Origin of the sequence: Micromonospora sp. BL4, from assembly GCF_003667505.1 — a bacterium.
Lineage (GTDB): Bacteria > Actinomycetota > Actinomycetes > Mycobacteriales > Micromonosporaceae > Micromonospora.
Map to the genome: position 1 here is coordinate 30,102 of NZ_RCVJ01000078.1, position 18,999 is coordinate 49,100.

Annotated in this window: 16 protein-coding genes; 6 read left to right on the forward strand and 10 right to left on the reverse strand. The window is 71.7% G+C overall.

Going from position 1 to position 18,999, the window contains the following annotated elements; translation table 11 throughout:
* Positions 1 to 71 precede the first annotated feature (71 nt).
* Entirely contained in the window at positions 72 to 668 is a 597-nt protein-coding gene (locus EAD89_RS06555; protein WP_121655436.1) for a helix-turn-helix domain-containing protein, read from the forward strand.
* 45 nt (positions 669 to 713) lie between these two features.
* On the opposite strand, the gene EAD89_RS06560 is transcribed toward EAD89_RS06555, so the two are convergent.
* Positions 714 to 1,316, reverse strand: a complete 603-nt coding sequence (locus tag EAD89_RS06560) for a TetR/AcrR family transcriptional regulator (protein ID WP_121675090.1) — start codon at positions 1,314 to 1,316, stop codon at positions 714 to 716.
* Between the two features lie 175 nt (positions 1,317 to 1,491).
* On the opposite strand from EAD89_RS06560, the gene EAD89_RS06565 reads away from it, so the two are divergent.
* Positions 1,492 to 1,899 carry a MarR family winged helix-turn-helix transcriptional regulator gene (locus EAD89_RS06565; RefSeq protein ID WP_199723464.1) on the forward strand — a complete coding sequence of 136 codons (408 nt, stop codon included), beginning with the start codon at positions 1,492 to 1,494 and terminating at the stop codon, positions 1,897 to 1,899.
* Positions 1,896 to 3,539, forward strand: a complete 1,644-nt coding sequence (locus tag EAD89_RS06570; RefSeq protein WP_121655434.1) for an MDR family MFS transporter — start codon at positions 1,896 to 1,898, stop codon at positions 3,537 to 3,539. The genes EAD89_RS06565 and EAD89_RS06570 overlap by 4 nt, the downstream gene beginning before the upstream one ends.
* Positions 3,540 to 3,654: 115 nt before the next feature.
* On the opposite strand, the gene EAD89_RS06575 is transcribed toward EAD89_RS06570, so the two are convergent.
* The 5 genes from EAD89_RS06575 to EAD89_RS06595 form a co-directional block, all read right to left on the reverse strand.
* Positions 3,655 to 6,432 carry a hypothetical protein gene (locus tag EAD89_RS06575; RefSeq protein ID WP_121675091.1) on the reverse strand — a complete coding sequence of 926 codons (2,778 nt, stop codon included), beginning with the start codon at positions 6,430 to 6,432 and terminating at the stop codon, positions 3,655 to 3,657.
* A 14-nt stretch (positions 6,433 to 6,446) separates the two neighbouring features.
* A complete protein-coding gene (locus tag EAD89_RS06580; protein WP_121675092.1) occupies positions 6,447 to 8,012 on the reverse strand; it encodes a hypothetical protein in 1,566 nt (521 codons plus the stop codon).
* On the reverse strand, positions 8,009 to 9,691 hold the full coding sequence (locus EAD89_RS06585) for a hypothetical protein (protein WP_121675093.1): 1,683 nt from the start codon (positions 9,689 to 9,691) through the stop codon (positions 8,009 to 8,011). The genes EAD89_RS06580 and EAD89_RS06585 overlap by 4 nt, the downstream gene beginning before the upstream one ends.
* Positions 9,692 to 9,803: 112 nt before the next feature.
* Entirely contained in the window at positions 9,804 to 10,145 is a 342-nt protein-coding gene (locus EAD89_RS06590; RefSeq protein ID WP_121655430.1) for a helix-turn-helix transcriptional regulator, read from the reverse strand.
* A 115-nt stretch (positions 10,146 to 10,260) separates the two neighbouring features.
* Positions 10,261 to 10,692: a helix-turn-helix domain-containing protein gene (locus tag EAD89_RS06595; protein WP_121675094.1), complete on the reverse strand. Its 432-nt coding sequence runs from the start codon at positions 10,690 to 10,692 to the stop codon at positions 10,261 to 10,263.
* Between the two features lie 115 nt (positions 10,693 to 10,807).
* Between EAD89_RS06595 and EAD89_RS06600 the strand changes: the two genes are divergently transcribed.
* The 3 genes from EAD89_RS06600 to EAD89_RS06605 all read left to right on the forward strand — a co-directional run bounded on the left by EAD89_RS06600 (position 10,808) and on the right by EAD89_RS06605 (position 15,068).
* Positions 10,808 to 11,527 carry a DsbA family protein gene (locus tag EAD89_RS06600; protein WP_121675095.1) on the forward strand — a complete coding sequence of 240 codons (720 nt, stop codon included), beginning with the start codon at positions 10,808 to 10,810 and terminating at the stop codon, positions 11,525 to 11,527.
* A 279-nt stretch (positions 11,528 to 11,806) separates the two neighbouring features.
* The gene (locus EAD89_RS30420; protein ID WP_158610719.1) at positions 11,807 to 12,346 is read left to right on the forward strand and encodes a hypothetical protein; all 540 of its coding nucleotides are present in this window, start codon (positions 11,807 to 11,809) and stop codon (positions 12,344 to 12,346) included.
* Positions 12,339 to 15,068: a M48 family metalloprotease gene (locus tag EAD89_RS06605; RefSeq protein WP_158610720.1), complete on the forward strand. Its 2,730-nt coding sequence runs from the start codon at positions 12,339 to 12,341 to the stop codon at positions 15,066 to 15,068. The genes EAD89_RS30420 and EAD89_RS06605 overlap by 8 nt, the downstream gene beginning before the upstream one ends.
* A 7-nt stretch (positions 15,069 to 15,075) precedes the next feature.
* Here EAD89_RS06605 and EAD89_RS06610 read toward each other — a convergent pair whose 3' ends face one another.
* The 4 genes from EAD89_RS06610 to EAD89_RS06625 all read right to left on the reverse strand — a co-directional run bounded on the left by EAD89_RS06610 (position 15,076) and on the right by EAD89_RS06625 (position 18,919).
* The gene (locus EAD89_RS06610) at positions 15,076 to 16,170 is read right to left on the reverse strand and encodes a lipocalin-like domain-containing protein (protein WP_121675097.1); all 1,095 of its coding nucleotides are present in this window, start codon (positions 16,168 to 16,170) and stop codon (positions 15,076 to 15,078) included.
* A 74-nt stretch (positions 16,171 to 16,244) separates the two neighbouring features.
* On the reverse strand, positions 16,245 to 17,060 hold the full coding sequence (locus EAD89_RS06615) for an NAD(P)-dependent oxidoreductase (protein ID WP_121675098.1): 816 nt from the start codon (positions 17,058 to 17,060) through the stop codon (positions 16,245 to 16,247).
* Between the two features lie 15 nt (positions 17,061 to 17,075).
* Positions 17,076 to 17,480, reverse strand: coding sequence for a cupin domain-containing protein (locus EAD89_RS06620; protein WP_121675099.1), 405 nt, complete (start codon positions 17,478 to 17,480; stop codon positions 17,076 to 17,078).
* 41 nt (positions 17,481 to 17,521) lie between these two features.
* Positions 17,522 to 18,919 carry a PLP-dependent aminotransferase family protein gene (locus EAD89_RS06625; RefSeq protein WP_121675100.1) on the reverse strand — a complete coding sequence of 466 codons (1,398 nt, stop codon included), beginning with the start codon at positions 18,917 to 18,919 and terminating at the stop codon, positions 17,522 to 17,524.
* Positions 18,920 to 18,999: the final 80 nt, after the last annotated feature.

Consider the following 18,999-nt stretch of genomic DNA (forward strand, 5'->3'; position numbering starts at 1 on the left):
CCGGGCTCCCCGACAGTGGGGTGCCAGCAGGCAGATCCGCAAAGAATTTTGCCGAATGGCAAACTGGGTGCATGGACGAATCGACGGACCGCACCCTGGACGCCGTAGGTCCGCGGCTCAGGCAGCTTCGACAGCGCCGCGACATCACCCTGACCGACCTCGCCGAGCAGACCGGCATCTCGATCAGCACGCTGTCCAGGCTCGAAGCCGGCCTACGGCGTCCCACCCTCGAACAGCTCCTGCCCCTGGCCCGCGCGTACGGCGTCACCCTGGACGAACTCGTCGACGCACCGCCGACCGGCGACCCACGCATCAACATGCGACCGCTGCCCACCACCGACGGGTCCACCATCCTGCCCCTGACCCGCCGGCCCGGAGGCATCCAGGCCTACAAGATCGTCCTGCCCGCCCGACCTGACGACGCCGAACCTGACCTGCGCACCCACGACGGCTACGACTGGGCCTTCGTCCTCAACGGCAGGCTCCGACTCGTCCTCGGCGAGCACGACCTCATCCTCGAACCCGGCGAAGCCGCCGAGTTCGACACCCGCACGCCCCACTGGTTCGGAGCCACCAGCTCAGGGCCCGTGGAGTTCCTCAGCCTCGTCGGCAAACAGGGCGAACGCGCGCACGTCCGCGCCCGCCCCAAGCAGTCCGGATCCGGTTAGCGACGTCGCCGGCCGGGGTCGTCGAAACAGCCGAGGACGCCGCCGTCACCGACGAGGAGCGGTCGCCGGGGGAGCGGCCTCGGCGAGCGCGGTCCGGATGGTCAGCGGCAGTTGGCCGCCGGGGTGGTCGATCCAGTGCTGCACGGCGACGCGCAGGATCGCCAGGAAGGTCGCGGCCAGAAGGCGGGAGCGCAGCGCCACGTCGGCGCCGGTGAGCCGGTGCGCGAGGTCGGCGGCCAGCTCGCGCTCGATCGCGGTGTACGCCGCGACCTGGTGTGCGGCCAGGCCAGGGTGCCCGCGCAGCTGCCGGCGTTGGGTCAGCCAGGAAGGGTCGGCGTCGCCGAACGCCTCCTCGGTGAAGCGTTCGGCCGCCTGGCTCAGCGCGGTCCACGGCGGCTCGTCGGCGGGTCGCTCGCGGATCAGCTGCAACAGCCTGCGCAGGCGTGTGGTGTCGCCGTGGAAGAGCGCTTCCTCCTTGTTCGAGAAGTAGTTGGAGAACGTCCTCCGGGAGACGTTCGCGGCGTCGGCGATCGCCTCGACGGTCACGGCGTCGAGCCCCTGTTCGGCGGCCAGGCGCAGGGCGGCCTCGTGCAGGGCGAGGCGGGTGGCCGCCTTCTTGCGCTCCCGGAGCCCGGTGGTCTCGTCCATCGCCCCTGAGGGTACGTGGGGGGTGACGGGCTTCTCAATGGGCAAACTTGCATGTTGCGCAAGATCGGTAGATGCTTGCTTGGAGCAACCAAGTAACCCGGGTGTGGGAGCAGACGTGGACAACGCCGTTCGAGAGCTCGGCCTTCGGCTGTACGACCTGGTACGGAGTGTCCGGTTGCTGAGGCAGCGCCGGGCCGACGAACGGCCGGCCGTGCCGGCGGGCATGGTCGGCATGCTCCTGCACATCGATCAGCTCGCCGGCGGGTGCCACGCCCAGGAGCTGGCTCAACGCACCCGTCTCGACCCGTCGACGGTCAGCCGCTCCGTCGCCGCGCTCGTGGCGCACAACCTGGTCCAGCGGCGGCCCGACCCGACCGACAAGCGGGCGAGCCTCCTGGCGATCACCCCCGCCGGCCGGGCCGCCCTGGCCGGCACCCACAGCTGGTACGGCGAGGTGCTCGATCGGGCGCTCGCCGACTGGACTCCCGGCGAGGTGGAGGCGCTGAGCGTCGCGCTCGACCGGTTCACCCGCGACATCGACGTCGCCCTCGGAAACCACGACAAGCTGGAGGCCGCGCGATGAGCGCACCCACCACCACGACCGGCGCTGAGCCGATGACCCACCGGCGGACCCTTGAGGCGCTCAGCGGCCTGCTGCTGGTGCTCTTCGTCGCCATGCTGAGCAGCACCGTCGTCTCGACCGCGCTACCGAAGATCATCGGAGCGTTGAACGGCTCGCAGAACCAGTACACCTGGGTGGTCACCGCGACCCTGCTCACCGCGACCGCGACCACCCCGATCTGGGGCAAGCTCGCCGACCTGTTCAACAAGAAGGTCCTCATCCAGGTCGCCATCGTGGTCTTCCTGCTGGGCTCCGTCGTCGCGGGCTTCTCGCAGAGCGCTGGTCAGCTCATCGCCGCCCGCGCGTTCCAGGGCATCGGGGTCGGAGGTCTGCAGGCCCTCGTCCAGGTGGCGATCGCCGCCATGATTCCGCCCCGCGAGCGGGGGCGCTACAACGGCTACCTCGGCGGCGTCATGGCGGTCGCGACGGTCGGCGGCCCACTGCTCGGCGGCCTCATCGTCGACACGTCCTGGCTCGGCTGGCGCTGGTGCTTCTTCGTCGGCGTGCCGGTCGCCATCATCGCGCTGATCCTGCTCCAGGCCACCCTGCACCTGCCGACCATGCGGCGGGAGAACGTCAAGATTGACTACCTGGGCGCCAGCCTGATCGCCGCCGGCGTCAGCCTGCTGCTGATCTGGATCTCCTTCGTCGACGGCTCGTTCGCCTGGGCCTCCTGGCAGACCGCCGCCATGGTGGGCGGCTCGCTCCTCCTGCTCGCCCTCGCGGTCTGGGTCGAGTCGCGGGCGGCCGAGCCGGTCGTCCCGCTCAGCATCGTGCGTCAGCACACCACTGCGCTGGCCATCCTCGGCAGCCTCGCGGTCGGCATGGCCATGTTCGGCGGTGCCGTCTTCCTCGGCCAGTACTTCCAGATCGGCCGCGGCTACAGCCCGACCGAGGCAGGCCTGCTCACCATTCCGATGATGGCCGGGGTCCTCGGTTCCTCGATCATCGCCGGCCGGCTGATCACCCGGACCGGGAGGATCAAGCCGTACATCGTCGCCGGTTCGATCATCCTGGTGGCCGGGTTCGCACTGCTCGGCACCATCGACCACGAGACGTCGCTCATCCTGGTCGGCGCCGCCATGTTCATCGTCGGCACCGGCGTCGGCATGACCATGCAGAACCTCGTCCTCGCCGTCCAGAACACGGTCTCCCTCAAGGACATCGGCGCGGCGAGTTCCAGCGTCGCGTTCTTCCGGTCGCTCGGCGGCACCATCGGCGTCTCGGTGCTCGGCGCGGTCCTCGCCCACCGGGTCACCGACCAGATCACCCGCGACCTCGCCGCCGCCGGCATCCCCGCCTCGGACAGCGCGGGGGGCAGCAGCAACCTCAACATCACCGCGCTGCCCGACGGCATCCAGCACATCGTCCGGGCCGCGTACGGCGACGCCACCGGGCACATCTTCCTCATCTCCGCCGCCATCGCGGTGGTCGGCGTCATCGCCGCGCTCCTGCTCAAGCCGGTCACCCTGCGGACCAGCCTCGACCTGCCGGACGCCGCCACGTCGACGGCCGTCGCCGCCGACGCGGTCGACGGTGCTCCCGCCTTCGACCAGGTGTCCGTCGACACCGCACGGACCGGGCCGGTCGACCGGCGCTGACGTCCTGGCCGTACGACCGGGGTCGCCGCCGTCCGAGGACGGTGGCGACCCCGATCGGTGACCGGAGGGTGCGCAGCGGGGCGGTTCCCGGCGAGACCGGGGTCGATCGACCCGCTCAGGCGGGCTCCGGATTGAGGTCGGCTCCCGTCTGCAGATAGATCAGCGCCGTCGGCGTGGGGACCTCCCAGGGTTCGTCGACGGCGATCTCCTCTCCCGGGCGGTCGAGGGCGTCGCCGATCAGGTCCTCGATCGGTGGGTACGGATTCCCGCCGTCCCGCCAGGGACGCGGGGTCAGTGCCGGGATCTGCGAGGTTTCCAGGTACGTCCCGACGGCGTGCTCGTAGCCGGCGCGGACCGGCACCGTCACCCGGGCGGCTCCGGCCTGCAGGAACGCCTCGTGGACGGGGTCGGAGCTGGTCCGGGTCCGGAGCGTCGCCCACCGCTCCCGGCCGGCCCACTGGTACGGGTAGAACAGGTAGACCATGTTCTCCCAGTCGAAGAGATCCTCGGCGAACTGGATCTGGTTCGCCTCCGCGTCGATCTCCAGGCGGTTGATGCGGGGGGCGTCGTCGGGCGCGAACGTCAGACTGCCGAACTGGTCGAACTCGTGGCCGAAGAGCACGCTCTGGCAGGCCCGCTTCAGTTCCAGCTGTTCGACCCGCCGGTTGACCTCTGAGGGCTGCTCCGAGCGGTACACCGCGCGGGCCAGCCGGAGGCGCTGGTCGTTCTCGTAGGCCGCCAGCTGCGCCAGATAGCTGGCGCGGATCGTCTCGTACGCGCGCAGCCGCCACGCCTCGTAGGCGGCGTCGGTGCGTTCGCAGCGCACCCGCACCACGACCGTCAGGCCGCCGCGCTGGTCGGCGCTGATCCCGACGGGCAACGACCCGGGGAGTACGTGGTCGAGGCGGACGACCATCTCGCCGTCGGTGGTGTCGTTGTCGACGACCCGGTTCTCCCCGATCGCGATCTGTACCGCCTGCGGCGGACTGCCCTCCTCGGCGGTGTACTCGCCCTCCTCCAGACCCCACGTGGTGGTCACGTACGCCTCGGTCGCCTGGTAGCCGGTCGGCACCGTGACCTCGCCGACGTACGAGCTGTAGCCCCACTCGGGCTGGGACTTGTCGGTGGAGTTCTGCGAGTAGTCGAACGGCCGCGCCGGCGGGTCGGCGAACGTGAGGGTGGCCGACACCTCCTCCTCGGGTGGTGGTTCGACGCCGACCACGTCCCAGCGCGCGGCCTTGTCGGCGTAGTTCTCCTCGTTGAGGTCGGCGACGTCGAGGAACCAGCCGGCGGGCTTGGCGACCGCGCCCTCGTCGGTGGTCTGCTGCGCCAGGTGGACCAGCACCGCGGCCGGCTCGGGCAGGACGAACTGGAGCAGCAGCCGTTCGCCGTAGTTGTAGACCTGCGCCTGGTCGACCTTGGTCAGCCAGCGGTAGATGCCGGTGATGTTCGCCGACCCGCCGGCGTTGTCGAACCGGTGATCGTTGGTTTCGGTCACCCGCGTCGTGCTGGTGATGCTGCGGCGCTCGGAGACCTCGCTGCGCAGCAGCTCGGTGGCCCGCTCGGTCAGGGTCTTGGAGTACGAGACGGCCGAAGTCATGCTGCTGGTGGTGGTCGTGGACCGGTCGGCGTTGATGTCGACGCCGGCCTGGACCGGGCCGAATCCGCCGGAGACGCTGACCCCCAGCGACATCGAGGTGCTCTGGGTGGCGGCGGTGGTGAGCGCGCGGTCGAGGCTGTTCTGCTCGGTGGTCTCCAGCTCCTGGGTGGTCTCGGCGATCGACTGGGTCGACGTGGTGACCGACTCCCGGGTGCTGGTGTCGACCACGTGGGTGCGCCCGCGTAGCTCGCTGGCCAACACGTTCTCGACGTGCGAGATCTCACCGAGGTCGTAGCGCAGGTGCACGGTCCGGATGACCATGAGGTCGCCACGGCCGGCGACCTGCGCCTGCGCGCTCAGCACGGGTACGCGTGGCGGAATGTGTTCGATGTCGTCGTCGATGTCGATGGGGCCGCCCTCGACCACCCGTCCCGCCGGGTCGGCCCGCCGGTCCACGCGCCGGCGCGCAGCCTCGCGTTCGCTGTCGAAGAGCTTGCGGAGGGCGCGCAGTTTGGCGGTGGCTGGCGCGCCGAGTTCGGCGGACGCACGGGACGTCGCCTCGACGGCCGGGCCGAGGTCGGCGAAACCGGCCGCCTGCACGTCGGCGAGCGTCGGATCCGGGTTACCGGTGACACGTGCCCGCGCGAGCAGCCGCCCCGCGTGCATGACCAGGTCGGCGAACTGCTGGGCCTGCCCGATGTCGACGTCGGCCTGCGGGGCCGGCTTCGGTGCGGGCGGAAGTTCCAGGTCGCGGCCGCTGATCAGCCGGCGGACCCGGCAGGTGTCCTCGGCGTCGCTCTGGGCGAGGCGGATCAGCGTGATGCCGCGCAGCAGGCGCACGAGGACGGTCGACGCCGCACCGCGCGGGCGGCCCAGGAACCGGCCCAGCGCCGCCATGTCGACGGTCCAGCGGGTGAGGGCCGCGACCGTGCCGACGAACTGTTCCGACGTCATCTGCCGCTCGGCCGCCCACTCATCGACGACGCGGCGCAGCTTGCCGACGGTGAGGTGCGAGTCGACAGCGGCGCGCCGCAGCAGCGTCAGGGCCAGCCGCCCGAGGTCCTCGAGACGGTCGTCCTGTTCCTTGCGCCGGGCGGCGTACAGTGCCTGGGCCTGCTCGACGTCGCGGTTGGCCAGCGCGTTCCGGACCTGCGGCGACCAGTCGTCGCGGAAGTCGAGGACCGGCCCGACGATCTTCGGTCCGGTGGAGCAACTGTCGCCCTCGGTGGCCGCGGGGTCGCCCGCGCGGCACAGCTGCACGAAGCGGAGCGTGGCCTCTGGTGTTGCCGGCATGGCCGATCCTCCAGTCAGAGTTGAGGCAGGTGCAGCGCGGTCGGCATGCCGTAGCCGTCGACCTGGCCGTTGAGCCGTTGTGCGAGCCGGTTCCAGGCCGCGGCCGCCTCGGGTGTCGAGGCCAGCGCCGCCTGCCATTCGTCGTCCTGGAGGGCCGCCATGAGTTCGGCGAGGGTCCGTTGGTCGAACGCGATGACCGGCTCGGTCGCCCGGGCGATGTCGGTCAACGGGAAGGGCTCCATGGTCGCGCCGGACGGAAGCAGAAAGTCCTGTGCGCGCGCCGCATAGTCGTAGGCGTCTTCTTCCGCCACGGTCGGGACCACGCGGTTGCCCCAGCGGTCGAGCCGGGTGCTGCCGCCCATCATCCGCCCGGCGTAGACGTCGGTCAGTGCGTGGTCCCGTGGGGAGAGCAGGTGCAGGTTGCCCGGCTCGCTCGCCCCGGTCAGCATGGACAGCCGGCTGCTCCAGAAGTCCTCGTCGAGCTTCCTGCGCAACGTCCGGACCCAACGCTGCATCTCCCTGATGAACCGCTGGGGCCTCGCGTGCTCCCATTCGTAGACGCGGATGGCCACGTTGCGCGCCGACGGAAGTCGCATGGCGGTCTCGAACAGCTCGTCCCGGGACAGTCGGTAGTACGGATCGCGGCCGTAGCGGCTGCGCAGGTCCGACGGATCTCCGCGCGGGCGGGTGGCGCTGCGGCCGTGGTGGTCCCACAACCGCTGGAGCTCGGCGTTGTCGACGGTCAGGATCCGCTCGTCCTCCAACCGGGCCGCGAGTTCCCACCGGGCCTGCTCGGCGGTCCGGACGCTGGGCGGACCCGGCTCGAACGAGAAGCGGTAGATCGGGCCGTCCCCGGTCGAGATCATGTGCGCGATCTGCACCTCGGACATCAGCAGATCGGGGTCGTAGTCCCAGGCGTGCAGCTCGTCGGAGCTGCGCACGTGCAGCTCGCGGAACAGGTCCGGACCCCGCGCGGTCAGCGGGATCTCCCGGTCCCAGACCCGCGACGCCAGCACCATGCCGATCGAGCGGTGGCCGCGGGCCGTGACCACGCCACCGTAGGCGGGGTAACGCGGGTCCGGGCCGACCGGAGCGTTCATCGGCGTGACGTTCAGGTCGTCGGGCAACTCGACGTGAAAACCCTCGTGGTATCGGTAGGAGCCGTAGGACACGCCGCCGTCGAACGGCGACGGGGCCGTCCTGAAGCTGGCGTAGGCGCGTCGCAGCGCGTCGACGTAGCGCGCGGGATCCGATGTGCGCAGCAGCGTCGCGGACGCCTCGCCGAGCATCGCGTCGACGACACCGCGCAGCAGCGAGCCGTGGTCTCCGCTGGCCAGGAACCCCTCCATCGTCAAGGTCGGGACGTCGCGGCGCGCCGCCTCGAAGGCGTGCTGCAGGAAGCCGGACCGGAGGCAGACGCCAGAGGGGTCGATGAGCTGCTCGGGGTCGCGCAGAAAGGCGGGCGCGGCGATGTCCGGCCGCAGGAGCGCCCGGGCCTGTGGGGTCATGCGCTGGAGCTGGCCCAGCAGCGCGAGCCGCTCCGGTATGGACGGGCCGACGCCGGCCGGCGGGCGCGTCATCGCTGGCCGCCCTCGACGCGTTCGATCAGCGAACGGGCCAGCGCCGCGTCGTCGGGCACCGTGGCCTCCGCCGCCTCCCGCAGGCGCCGCGTGGGATCGTCGCCGAGGGTGGTGACCCGCCGGCCCGAGGCGAGCAGCGAGCCGACCACCCGTTCGGCGACCTCGGGAACGAGCACCCCGCCGAGGGTGACCGCGGCTTCGAGGCCGCTCATCGGCTCGCCGTAGAGGTTCTCCCCGGTCAGCACGTACGACGCGACGCTGCCCAGGTCGCGTAGGTCGTACCCGGCCTGCAGGGGTGGGAACGGAACGAACTCGCCGAGCGTGACGACGATGTGGAGGATCTCCTCGATCGTCGCCGGCCGTGCCTCCAGGAGGCCCTCGGTGTCGACCTCGCCGTCGGCGATCATCAACGGCACGTCGTCGAAGTGGGGGACGACCTTCTCGCGGTACTGGACGATGCCGGCGATGTCCGACTCACCGGTGGCGCCGAGGGGCAGGTCCAGGACGACCCGCACGTTCGTGGTGCGGACCACGGTCAACCGGAAGCACGGTGCGAAGGTCGCGGTCTCGTCCGGCGGTTCGGCCGACGGGTCGCCGTCCGGATCCAGATAGTCGAGTCGATAGGCGAAGCGGTCCTTTCCGCTCGCCGGATCGAGGCGGATGCGGATCGGCACCGGCGCCGTCTCCGGCAGCCCGCCGAGCCACTGGACGTAGGTGTCGAGCAGGCTCATCAGGATCGCGAACACGGCGTCGTCGACGATTTTCGCCGCCTCGACCAGCCAGGTGGGCTGCCAGCTCCACGGGGTTCCCCGAGGTGGCCGGCGCAGGTCGGGCTTCAGCAGCACCAGGTCGACGCCGTCCGGGCGGGTCTCCTGCACCGCCACGGGTCGCGGCTCGCCGAGGGCCCGGCTCATGGCCACGGCGTTCGCGACGATGTCCGGCTCCGCCAGCGGTACGGGGCGCAGCGGCGCGCCGAGCGGCGGCAGCGTCATCGGATGTCGATGCCGCTCGAACTCGAAGCGGAGCGCCTGATCGCAGGTGACGGTGCCCTCGCCCGGTTGGTGGGCCGCCCGGACGACGCTCAGGGCGGTGGCGCTCAGCAGGGGCCGCTGCTCGAAGGTGACGCCGGGTGCCGCGGCGACCCGCAGCGACATCGCACTCCAGTGGAAGATCACCGACGGGTCGGTCACCGGGTCGGTGCCCGGCGGCGTGTCGGTGATGGCGAAGCCGTGCGCGGGCGCGAACGCGTAGCCGAAGGCGAGCGGCTCGTACTCGATCGGCTCGCGGCCCGGCGCGGGCGTGACGCTCTGGGCCGCGTCCCGGATCCGGTGGTCGACGGTCAGGTCGAAGGCGAGCGGGAGTGCGGTCGCGAAGTCCAGCACGGTCGTGGCGGAGGCGCCGAGCGGTCGGCCCAGCGCGGCGGCCGTCGCCACCTCGTAGTACCAGCCGGGCAGGTAGACGATGGAGAGGTTGTCAGGGCCGAGATATCGCACGTGCAGCACGTTGCTCATGGCGTCGACGCAGACGAACACCGGACTGACCGGCGACCCGCGGCACAGCTCCACCCACCGCCCGCCGACGTGGTCCGGAGCGTCCACCGCCAGCCAGACATCCGCCAGCAGGCCACTCAGGTGCCGTACCGCGTCACCGGCGGCCGCGAGGTTGGCGGTGTCTCCCATGCCGGGAGGCTAGCCGCGAAGCGCCGCCAGCACTGTCGCCCAGGTGCCAGTGGCGGCCCGGTCCACTTTCCGCACGGAAGCCGGGCCGATCAGCGTCGGTTGACTTCCCCGCTCAGCGGGTCCTCTTCGTCGGCCGCTTGCGGGGCGGCGTCAGCAGGTCGGCGATCGTGGCGATCGCGGACGGCACCAGGCGGTAGTACGCCCAGACGCCGCGCTTCTCGCGCTCCAGCAGGCCAGCTTCGGTGAGGATCCTGAGGTGATGACTCACGGTCGGCTGGGAGAGCCCAAGCGGCGCGGTGAGGTCACTCACCGACGCCTCGCCCTCCGGAGCGGACTGGATCAGACTGAGCAGTCGCAGCCGGGCCGGATCGGCGAATGCCTTCAGCACCCCCGCCAGCCGCTCGGCATCGGCGCGCTTGATCGGCTCGCCGCCCAGCGGCGAGATAGCCGGCATAGCAGTAGTTTTCGCAGCTCCCACGCCTCCCATCGTTACATCCACATCATCGATAGGACGGTGGAACCGGGACAGTCCCCCGATGGCGACAGCACGGACGGGCGCCCTCGCGGGCCTACGGCGTGGTGCCGCTGTCGTACGCGGTCTGGTGGCGGCGGATCTCGGCGTGGTGGTCGGCGGACCAGTCCGCCAGGGCCAGGACGATGGACAGCAGCGAGGTGCCGAGGTCGGTGAGGGCGTACTCGACGCGGGGCGGGACTTCGGGGTAGGAGGTCCGGCTGACGAGCCCGGTGCGCTGCAGGTGCTTCAGGGTCAGGGTGAGCATGCGCTGGGAGATGCCGGGGATGGCGTCAGCCAGATGCGAGTAGCGGGTGGGGCCGTCGGCGAGGGTGCCGATGATCAGCACGCTCCACTTGTCGCCGACGAGGTCCAGGACCTCACGGATGAAGTCGGCGTCCTCGTCCTTCCAGTGCGCGCAGGGCCCCGGTGCCTTCCGGACGTTCGCCCGGACGTTGGTTCGTCTCCGTCGAAGATCGTCTGCGCTCATCGCCGCCGCCTGTCCGTCGCCCGATCGCTACGCACATGAATGTGCCTTTTGTGGCTCTCCGATACTAATGCATCATGGGGCTACGAACAGGAAGTAAGAATCGAGGGGGAGCGCAATGAAGATCGAGTTCTGGTCGGACATCGTCTGCCCGTACTGCGGATTGATGGATCACCGGCTGCACCTGGCGCTGGACCGGTTCGAGCACGGCGACGACGTGCAGGTGATCCACCGGTCCTTCCAGCTGCACCCTGACCTGCCGCGTGCGGGTGTCAGTCAGGTGAAGCTGATCGAGATGGCCGGGGCGCCCACGACGACCGTGGACCGGGTCCTGCGGCCGATCGAGCGAGCCGCCGAGGCGGAGGGCCTGACGCCCTACCGGGCGGTCGACCGCACGCTCGGCCCGACCGACTTCGCCCACGAGCTGCTCGCCTACGCGGCGGACCAGGGCCGTGGTAACGAGACCTGGACGGCGATGTTCCGCGCGCACTTCGGGCAGGCCCGAAAGCTGTGGACGGCCGGGGAGGTTCTCGACTTCGCCGGCGAGGTGGGCCTGGACCGCGCCGGGGCCGCCGAGGCCCTGCGAAGCCGCCGCTACCGGACCCGCGTGGCGGCTGACCAGCGCGAGGCCGAGCGCCTCGGCGCCCGGGGCGCGCCGTTCCTCGTGTTCGACGGCCGCTTCGCCGTCCCCGGTGCCATCGGCACCGACGACCTGCTGGCGGTGATCAGCAAGGCGTGGGCCGAAGGCCACGCCAGCCTGCGGCCGCTTCCGGTCGTCACCGACGCCGAGGGTCTGTGCGCCCCGGACGGCTGCGCGGTGCCCGACCGCACCATCTGACAATGCCCGCTCTCGGGGCTGCCGGGCCCGCCCGCCACGCTCGGCGGTGGTGACTGTGGTGGGCGGTATACCGGTGAGTCTTAAATATGCCCCTGAGGTACAGCGCTCGTTGGCAACCCCGTCCGGGATCGCCCCGCTCGACCACGTCCGCCGCAGGGCCGGCGGATCGGGTGACGTCACTGAAGGTGACTGTCTGATTGCTGATCGCGCCGCTCGGGCTCGGGTCCTAACGTGATCGCCGCACCGCGCAGCGACCACCGGCCCGGAGACACGATCGTCATGAGCCCGACCAGGCAGGCCGCCAGCGGCGGTGCGGAGGAGGACCTCGTCCGGCTGGCGATCCGGGCGGTGGCTCCGGAGGAGGAGCCGCTGCTGGTATTCCTGCAACCGGCGTACCAGCGTCGGCCGTGGCGGTGGCGCGAGGACCCGCGTGCTCTTCTGCGGGTGGGCGGCGGCGAGGCCGGTGGCGGGGGCTTCGCGGAGACCGTCGAGCCGCTGCTGCCGTACGTGATGGTGCTGACCGGCGTCGCCCTCGCCGGGTTGCGCGACGCGGTCCAGGCACAGGCCACCGATGCGATGCGCGGGGGATTGCGCCGGCTCGGCCGGCGGTGGTGGACCCGCCGCTCGGGCGAGGTGCCGCCCCGGACGGTGCGGCTGCGCCCCGGTCAGGTGCTACGTATCGAGGAGGCGGTCACGGCCGCGGCCCGCGACCCGCGCTGGGCGCTCACCGAGGACCAGGTCGCGGTGCTGCGCGACGCGGTGCGCGAGGCGTTCGTCGCCCGGTTCGGGATGGACGCCGGGAACATCGACGGTGAGTGACCCGACAGCCGGCCCCGCCCTGGCCGGGGTGACCCCTCCGTTGCCGTCACCGGCCCTCGGCCGGTTCGTCGCCGCGGTGACCGCGGTCGTCGGTACGAGCGTCTTCGGTTGGCAGACGGTGCTCATCGACGCCGCGCGCACCCGCCAGCGGGCCGAGTGCATCGACGGACTGCGCGGGCTGCCCGCACCGATCGACGTGCGGACCGGCACGGTCAACGAGGAATCGGCAGCGGCGGTGCGACACTGCCTCGGCACGCTGCACGCCGACGCGGTCCGTCAGATGCTCGTCGGGATGGCCGTGCTGGCGGCGGTGACGGCCGTGATCTACCTGGCCGCGCCGTGGTGCGAACGCCGGCTGCGCGACCTGCGCCGCCTGGACCGGATGCCGGGCACCGAAACGCTGCGCGCGGACCTGTCCGCCCTGGTACGCGAGGCGGGGCTGCGTCGGGCGCCGACGTTCGTGGCGTCGCGGTCGGCACGGGTCAGCGGCAACACCTTCGGCGCGTTCCCCGTCCGCTACGTCCGGCTCGACCTGGGGCTCGTGCACGCCCACCGGGTGGCGCCGGGCGTGTTCCGGGCGGTCGTACTGCACGAGCTGGCCCACCTCCGCAACGCGGACGTGGGCCTGACCCGGCTGACCATCGCGCTGGCCTGGGCCTTCCCGCTGGCCGTTCTCGTACCCGTCGCGGTCAACTACGCGGGCGCCGTGCCCGCCGCCCACCTGCTCGATGACGTCTGGCGGTTGGCGACGTTCGCGCTGGTGGTGCAGGTCTCGGCCTGGTCGGTGCTGCGGGCCCGGGAGTTCGCCGCGGACGCCCGGTTGACCGGGGCCGACGCGGCGACCATCCGGGCGCTGCTCGCGACCAACCCCACCCGCGCCGGACGCTGGCCCCGCCTCGCGGCCATGTTCCGGTTCCAGCCGCTGGCCCGGGCACGCGCCGACGAACTGGACCGGCCGGTGCGTCGAGTCTCCGCTCGCCCCGTCGAGGCGCTGGGCGCCGGCCTGGCTGCCGGGATCGCCGCGCCGCCGTTGGCGGACCTGATGGCGCAACTGCCCCGTACCCTCGGCGGCCCTGATCCGCTCACCGGCGGCGCGTTCCTGGTGGGGCTGCTGCTCGGTGTGCCGTTGGCCCTGGTCACCACCGGCGCGCTGTGGCGGTCGGCCTGGTGGGCGCGGCACGGTGGTGGCACGGCGGCCGGCGGCGGTCTGTTCGGTGCGGCGCTGGCCGTGGGGCTCCTCGTGGGCCGCCGGCTGGCCTGGTCGGCGGCGTATGCCAGCGACCGGCCGGCCTGGTGGGTCGAGCTGGCGTGGGCCGTGCTCGGGATCGCCGCAGGCGTCCTGCTCGGCCGCTGGGTGGCGCTCGGCGCTCGGGCGCACCTGCGGCGGATCCCGGTGACCGACGCGGGTCGTACCCGTCTGGCGTGGGCCGGCGCCGCCACGGCCACCGCACTGCTCATCGCCGCGTTCGTGGCGTCGATCCTGATCCTGGACTCGTGGTCGGCGGACTCCGAGGTGAGCATGCTGCGGGTGCTCGCCGCACGCGAGGGTCACCCCGAACACGTCACCGTGCTCACCCTGGGGGACACCCTCGGCTGGTACGTGCGCGTGCTGGCCGACCACGCCCCGTACCTGCTCGCGTTGCCGCTGGCCGCCGCGCTGCATCCGGTCCTGGCGGACCGGCACGCGACCCGGCGGGCGCTGCGGCTCGGCATCGTCTCGGGGGTCGTCGGCGCGGTGGCGCTCCCCCTGGTGGTGGTGGGCATCGCGGTCGCCGCCCGGGACCCGGGCCTCGGGCCGGCGGCGCTGCGGAGCCTCGTCGACGGCCACACGCTGCTGCCGGTCACCCTGGTCGAGATGACTGTCGCGGTGGCGGCGGTGGCCAATCGGCGGCTGTCGGTGTGGCACGCGCTGCTGGCCGCGGGCACGGCGGGTCTGCTTCTGGCGCCGGTGCTGGTGGCCGCCATGGCGGCGCTGCCCTGCCTCGGCACCGCCGCGGGACCGGGCTGCGTCCGCCCTCCCGAGCAGGTCCTCGCCGTGCGGGCGATCAGCCACGCCCTGCTCGTCGCGCCGGTGTTCGCGACCCTCGCGGCGGCGCTCGGCGCCGCGGTGACGGCGGCACTGACCGTGGTCGTGCGCCCCCGCCACCGCCGGTGGTTGACATCCGGGGCCGCCGTCCTGGTGCTGCTCGGCGCGTCCGGTGCCGTCGCCGCCGCGCACCGGACGTCCGGGCCCGCGGCAGTGACCGGACACGATGGCTGCCTCGTCGGCGTGTGGCGTCTCGCCGCCGGGCGCTACCACGTGCCGGTCCCCGCCGACTCGCCGCTGGGCACGATCACCGGGCTGCGGCAGGACGCGAGTGTCGACCTCACCAGTGGTCCGGAGACCGGCTTCGCCAGCGCCTACCGGATCGACGGCACGGCGACCGACCTGTTCGACCGGGCCGCCGCCGAGGGCCTCCTCAACGGCCACACCGTGCGCAACGTCCGCCGGGGCATGCAGACCTACCGGTGGACTGCCCACGCCGGCCGGTACCGGCAGCGCGACGGCGTGACGGCAGGCGACGTGAACCTGCTGCGGGTCGGCGACAGGGAGCTGGACATCAGCTCGGTCATGGCTGATTCGGAGGGGTCGTACCGCTGTGCCGGTGACCGGCTGGTCATCCGGATGGAGGCCGACGACGGGTCATGGGGCGAGGAGATCTTCGTCCGCAGCGGCGCCTGACGGCGCCTCACGCGGCCGATGTGACTCGGGCGTGCCCGAAGTACATGAGCTCCCAGATCGCGCCCTCGGCGAACTCCTCGACCACGCGTTCGCCCTTGTGATGCTCGATCGTGAGCAGGCCGGCGAAGCGGAGGTAGGCGCCGTCGAACCGGACCAGCCGGGCCGCGGCCCTCTTCAGCCAGGGCAGGTCCTTGGTGAGCGGGTTGCGGACCAGGTCGCGCTTGCGGTCGAAGGTCACCACGTACGTGTCGTCGTCGTCCACGTACGTGTACCGGACCATGCCCGCCACCGGCTTGCCGGTCTTCGCGTCGGTGTAGACCCGGTGTCGTTCGAACGTCATCTTCTCCGGGTCGTCGCCGATGATCCGGCCGTCGCGGGCCAGCATGAAGATGGGGATCTCGGCAAAGCCGTACTTCTCGGCGCTGGTGATGAACGAGGCGATGACCGTGTACGGCCCGGCCTGCCCCCGCCCCCAGTACCAGTCATTGATGATTTTCTGCAGCCCGACGTTTCCCCAGTTGTGGTCGTGGTAGCCGACGCCGGTCGTCTCGTGCCGCACCCCGTCGATCGTGTACGAGCCGCGCACGGCTCCCTGCGGGACCGAGGGCAGCCAGTTGAACTCGAGGTCGCGCTTCGCGCCGAACAGCATGTGCCCGGTGGCCGGGCGCCAGGCCGGGACCTCGGATGTCAGCGTGAAGTCGACCCGCAGCCTCCCGGCGGCCGCCTGGATCCGGTACTCGCGCAGGTTCTCGCCCTGGAAGCGGTTGTCCGGGCCCATCCTTACGTCCGTACGCCCGCTCGCCGCCGACCATTCGGCCGGGGGGATCGCGATCGTGTTGTTGGACATCGTGCCGTCGGGAAGTTCCAGGTTGACGCGGAGTTGCGGCGACAGCGGGCTGCTCGCCGCGCCGAGGTCCTTGTTCATGAACACCACGACCACCTTCGCGCCGTCCTCGAGGTGGGCGTCGAAGTACCACCACTCGTACGACCCGGCGCGATCGTCGGTGCGGGCGCCGTCCTCCCATTCGCGTACGACATCGCGCTCCAGATCGAAGCGTGCGTAGTCGTCGCTCAGCGCGGCCAGTTTGAGGTGTTCCGGCATGACTCTTCCTCTTCGTTGCCTTGCAAGATCAAGATGTGTGGCCCGTTCTCGGACGCCGACGGTGGGCGGATGGCTCACAGGGTGGCGAATCCATCTCGCCAGGAGGGATGAGGCGGGATCCAGTCGAGGTGCGTGCGGGCGTAGTGGTTGCTCGCGCCCCGTGCCCAGCCGTGCCGCTCGCCCACTGTCACCGCGGGTGCCGGGACCCCGGCCGCCGCGCAGAACGCGGGCACCCACTCCGCGGCCGCGGCGGGCTCGTCGTCGCAGACGTTGACCGCGCCGGCGGGCCACTCCAGGGCCGCGACCGCGGCGGCGACGGCGTCGTCGATATGCAGCAGGCTACTCACGTCCGCGTCCGCGGGGACCCTGCCGGCGGCGGCGAACTGGGCCATCAGGCCGTCGCGGGCGTACCAGGTGTCCGGGCCGTAAAGGGTGCCGTACCGCAGCACGACCCACTCGGGCGCCTCCTGGACGGCGGATTCGAGCGCGGCGACACCGGCCACACTGGTCTGGCGCGGCTCTGCGGCGCCGAGGTCGAGCGGGGTCTTCTCGGTCGCGGGCTCGGCGCCCGGTTCGTACGCCCAGGCGATGCTCTGTGCCACGATCCGCCGTACTCCGGCGGCGAGCGCCGCGTCGACCAGGTTGCGGGTCCCGACCCGACGCAGCCGCGAGTTGGCCGCGAGGTCGCCGGTGCTCAGGCTGGTCAGCTGGTGCATCACCACGTCGGGCCGGGTGTCGCGGACGGCGGCCGCCACCGCGTCCCGGTCGAGCACGTCGACGGCCAGCGGGCCGTTACGGGCCAGCCCGATGACCTCATGCCCCTGGGCGGTCAGGAGCGGCTCGAGCCGGCGGCCGATGGTGCCGGTCGAACCGGCGAGAACGATACGCATGAGTGTGCTTCTCCGTCAGTTCGGCCGGGGTGAGCGGCGGTCCTTGCGCTGTTCGAGCTCCTCAGGGCTGACCAGCACCAGCATTTCCTGGCCGGGCGCGCACACCATGACGACCAGGAATGTGCTCACCTGATCGGGCAGGTTGTTGGCGGATCGGTAGTGGATGACGTCGCCGCCAGGCTCCCAGAACGCTTCACCGGCCTTGATCACCCGTTCCGGCTCGCCCTCCAGCTCGAAGATCATCTCGCCGTCGAGCATGTAGCCGAATACCGGGCCGGAGTGCCGGTGCGGCGGCGTGCCCGGGTCACCCGGTGGTAGTTCGATCGTCGCGGTCATCACGTGCGAGCCCTCCGGTAGCTCCGGCGGCATGGCCGTGCCCAGCAGCACGACCTCGTTGTTTCCGATCTTCATGGTCTGCATGAGTCGAACGTATCCCCGACTGGACCAGCAGGATGGACCAGTTAGCGACCGGTCTGATGGACCAGTTGGCAGAGTTCGGACAGTGCCGCCTGCCAGGCGTGAGCCGGTGGCGCCGCGTACCCGATGACCAGGGCCGCCGCCTGCCGCTCATCCGCCGGATCGTGCCAGTAGCCGTTGCTGTGCAGGCCGATCAGGTGGAGTCCCTGGCGGCGTCCGGCCTGGATCAGCCAGCGTTCCTCCGCGACCGAGGCCAGCGGCAGCAGCGCATGCACGCCGGCCGCGATGCCCTCCAGCGAAGTGGTGGTCACCTCGGCCAGGCGCCCAGCCAGCTCGATCCGGCGGCGCCGGTAGGTCAGTCGCATGCGGCGGATGTGCCGGTCGTAGTCGCCGTGCGTGAGCAGGTCGGCCATGGCGAGCTGGTCGATCGCGGAGACTGCGGCGCCGGCCTCCACGATCGTCGTCGTCAGTTCGCGACGCAGTGGCTCGGGTGCGACGAACCAGCCCAGGCGGACGGCCGGCGCCAACGATTTGCTCGTGCTGCCGGCGTACACGATCCGCTCTGGCGCCAGCGCCTGCATCGCGCCCACCGGCCGCTGGTCGTAGCGGAACTCGCCGTCGTAGTCGTCCTCGATCAGGAATGCGTCGTGCTCCCGTGCCCAGGCGATGACTCGGTAGCGTTGCCGTGGGGTGAGTACCACTCCGGTCGGATGCTGGTGCGCCGGAGTGAGCAGCGCGGCCTGACCCGCCGCGTTGTCCGGGTCGGCCCCGCCCGCGCCGACGGTGAGTGGCGTGACCGTCAGGCCCGCGGCCCGCAGCACCATGCGGTGATGGGCCAATCCGGGGTTCTCGGTGGCGATGGCGCGTACGCCGCGCCGGTGCAGCGTCCGCGCCAGCAGGGAGAGGCCCTGGGTGAAGCCTGCCGTGATCACCACCGAGTCCGGGTCGCAGAGCACTCCACGGGTGCGCGCGAGATAGCCGGCCACCGCCGTCCGCAACGCGGGCAGCCCTGCCGGCTCGGAGTAGTCCAGCGTGCCGCGCGAAGCGGTTGCCAGCGCCCGGCGGACACTGTCGGCCCAGGCCGTTCGGGGGAACGAACCGAGATCGGGAATCCCCGGCCGCCACTCGATCACCGGCCCGGCCGCGATCGACGGCCGCGGTTGCCTACGTGGGCCGGGCGGATCATGGAGCACGTCCGCGACCCGGGTGCCCGAGCCGGGTGCCGCCACCAGCCACCCTTCCGCCACCAACTGCGCGTACGCCTGCACCACCGTGCCCCGGGCCAAGCCCAGGTCGGTGGCCAGGCTCCGGCTCCCGGGTAGACGCGATCCGGCCCGCAGCCGGCCGGTCCGAATGCTCTCCCGTAACGCGCTCTCCAGCGAGCGACCCGGGAAACCCGCACCCCGATCGAACTCCAGATGCAGGTCAAGCGACTTTGCCACTCAGCAACGATCTCCTCCGTGCGAGCAGCGCCGGCAGGTTCGGCGATGACTCACGTGCCAGGCTCCGTCGACCCGGCCGC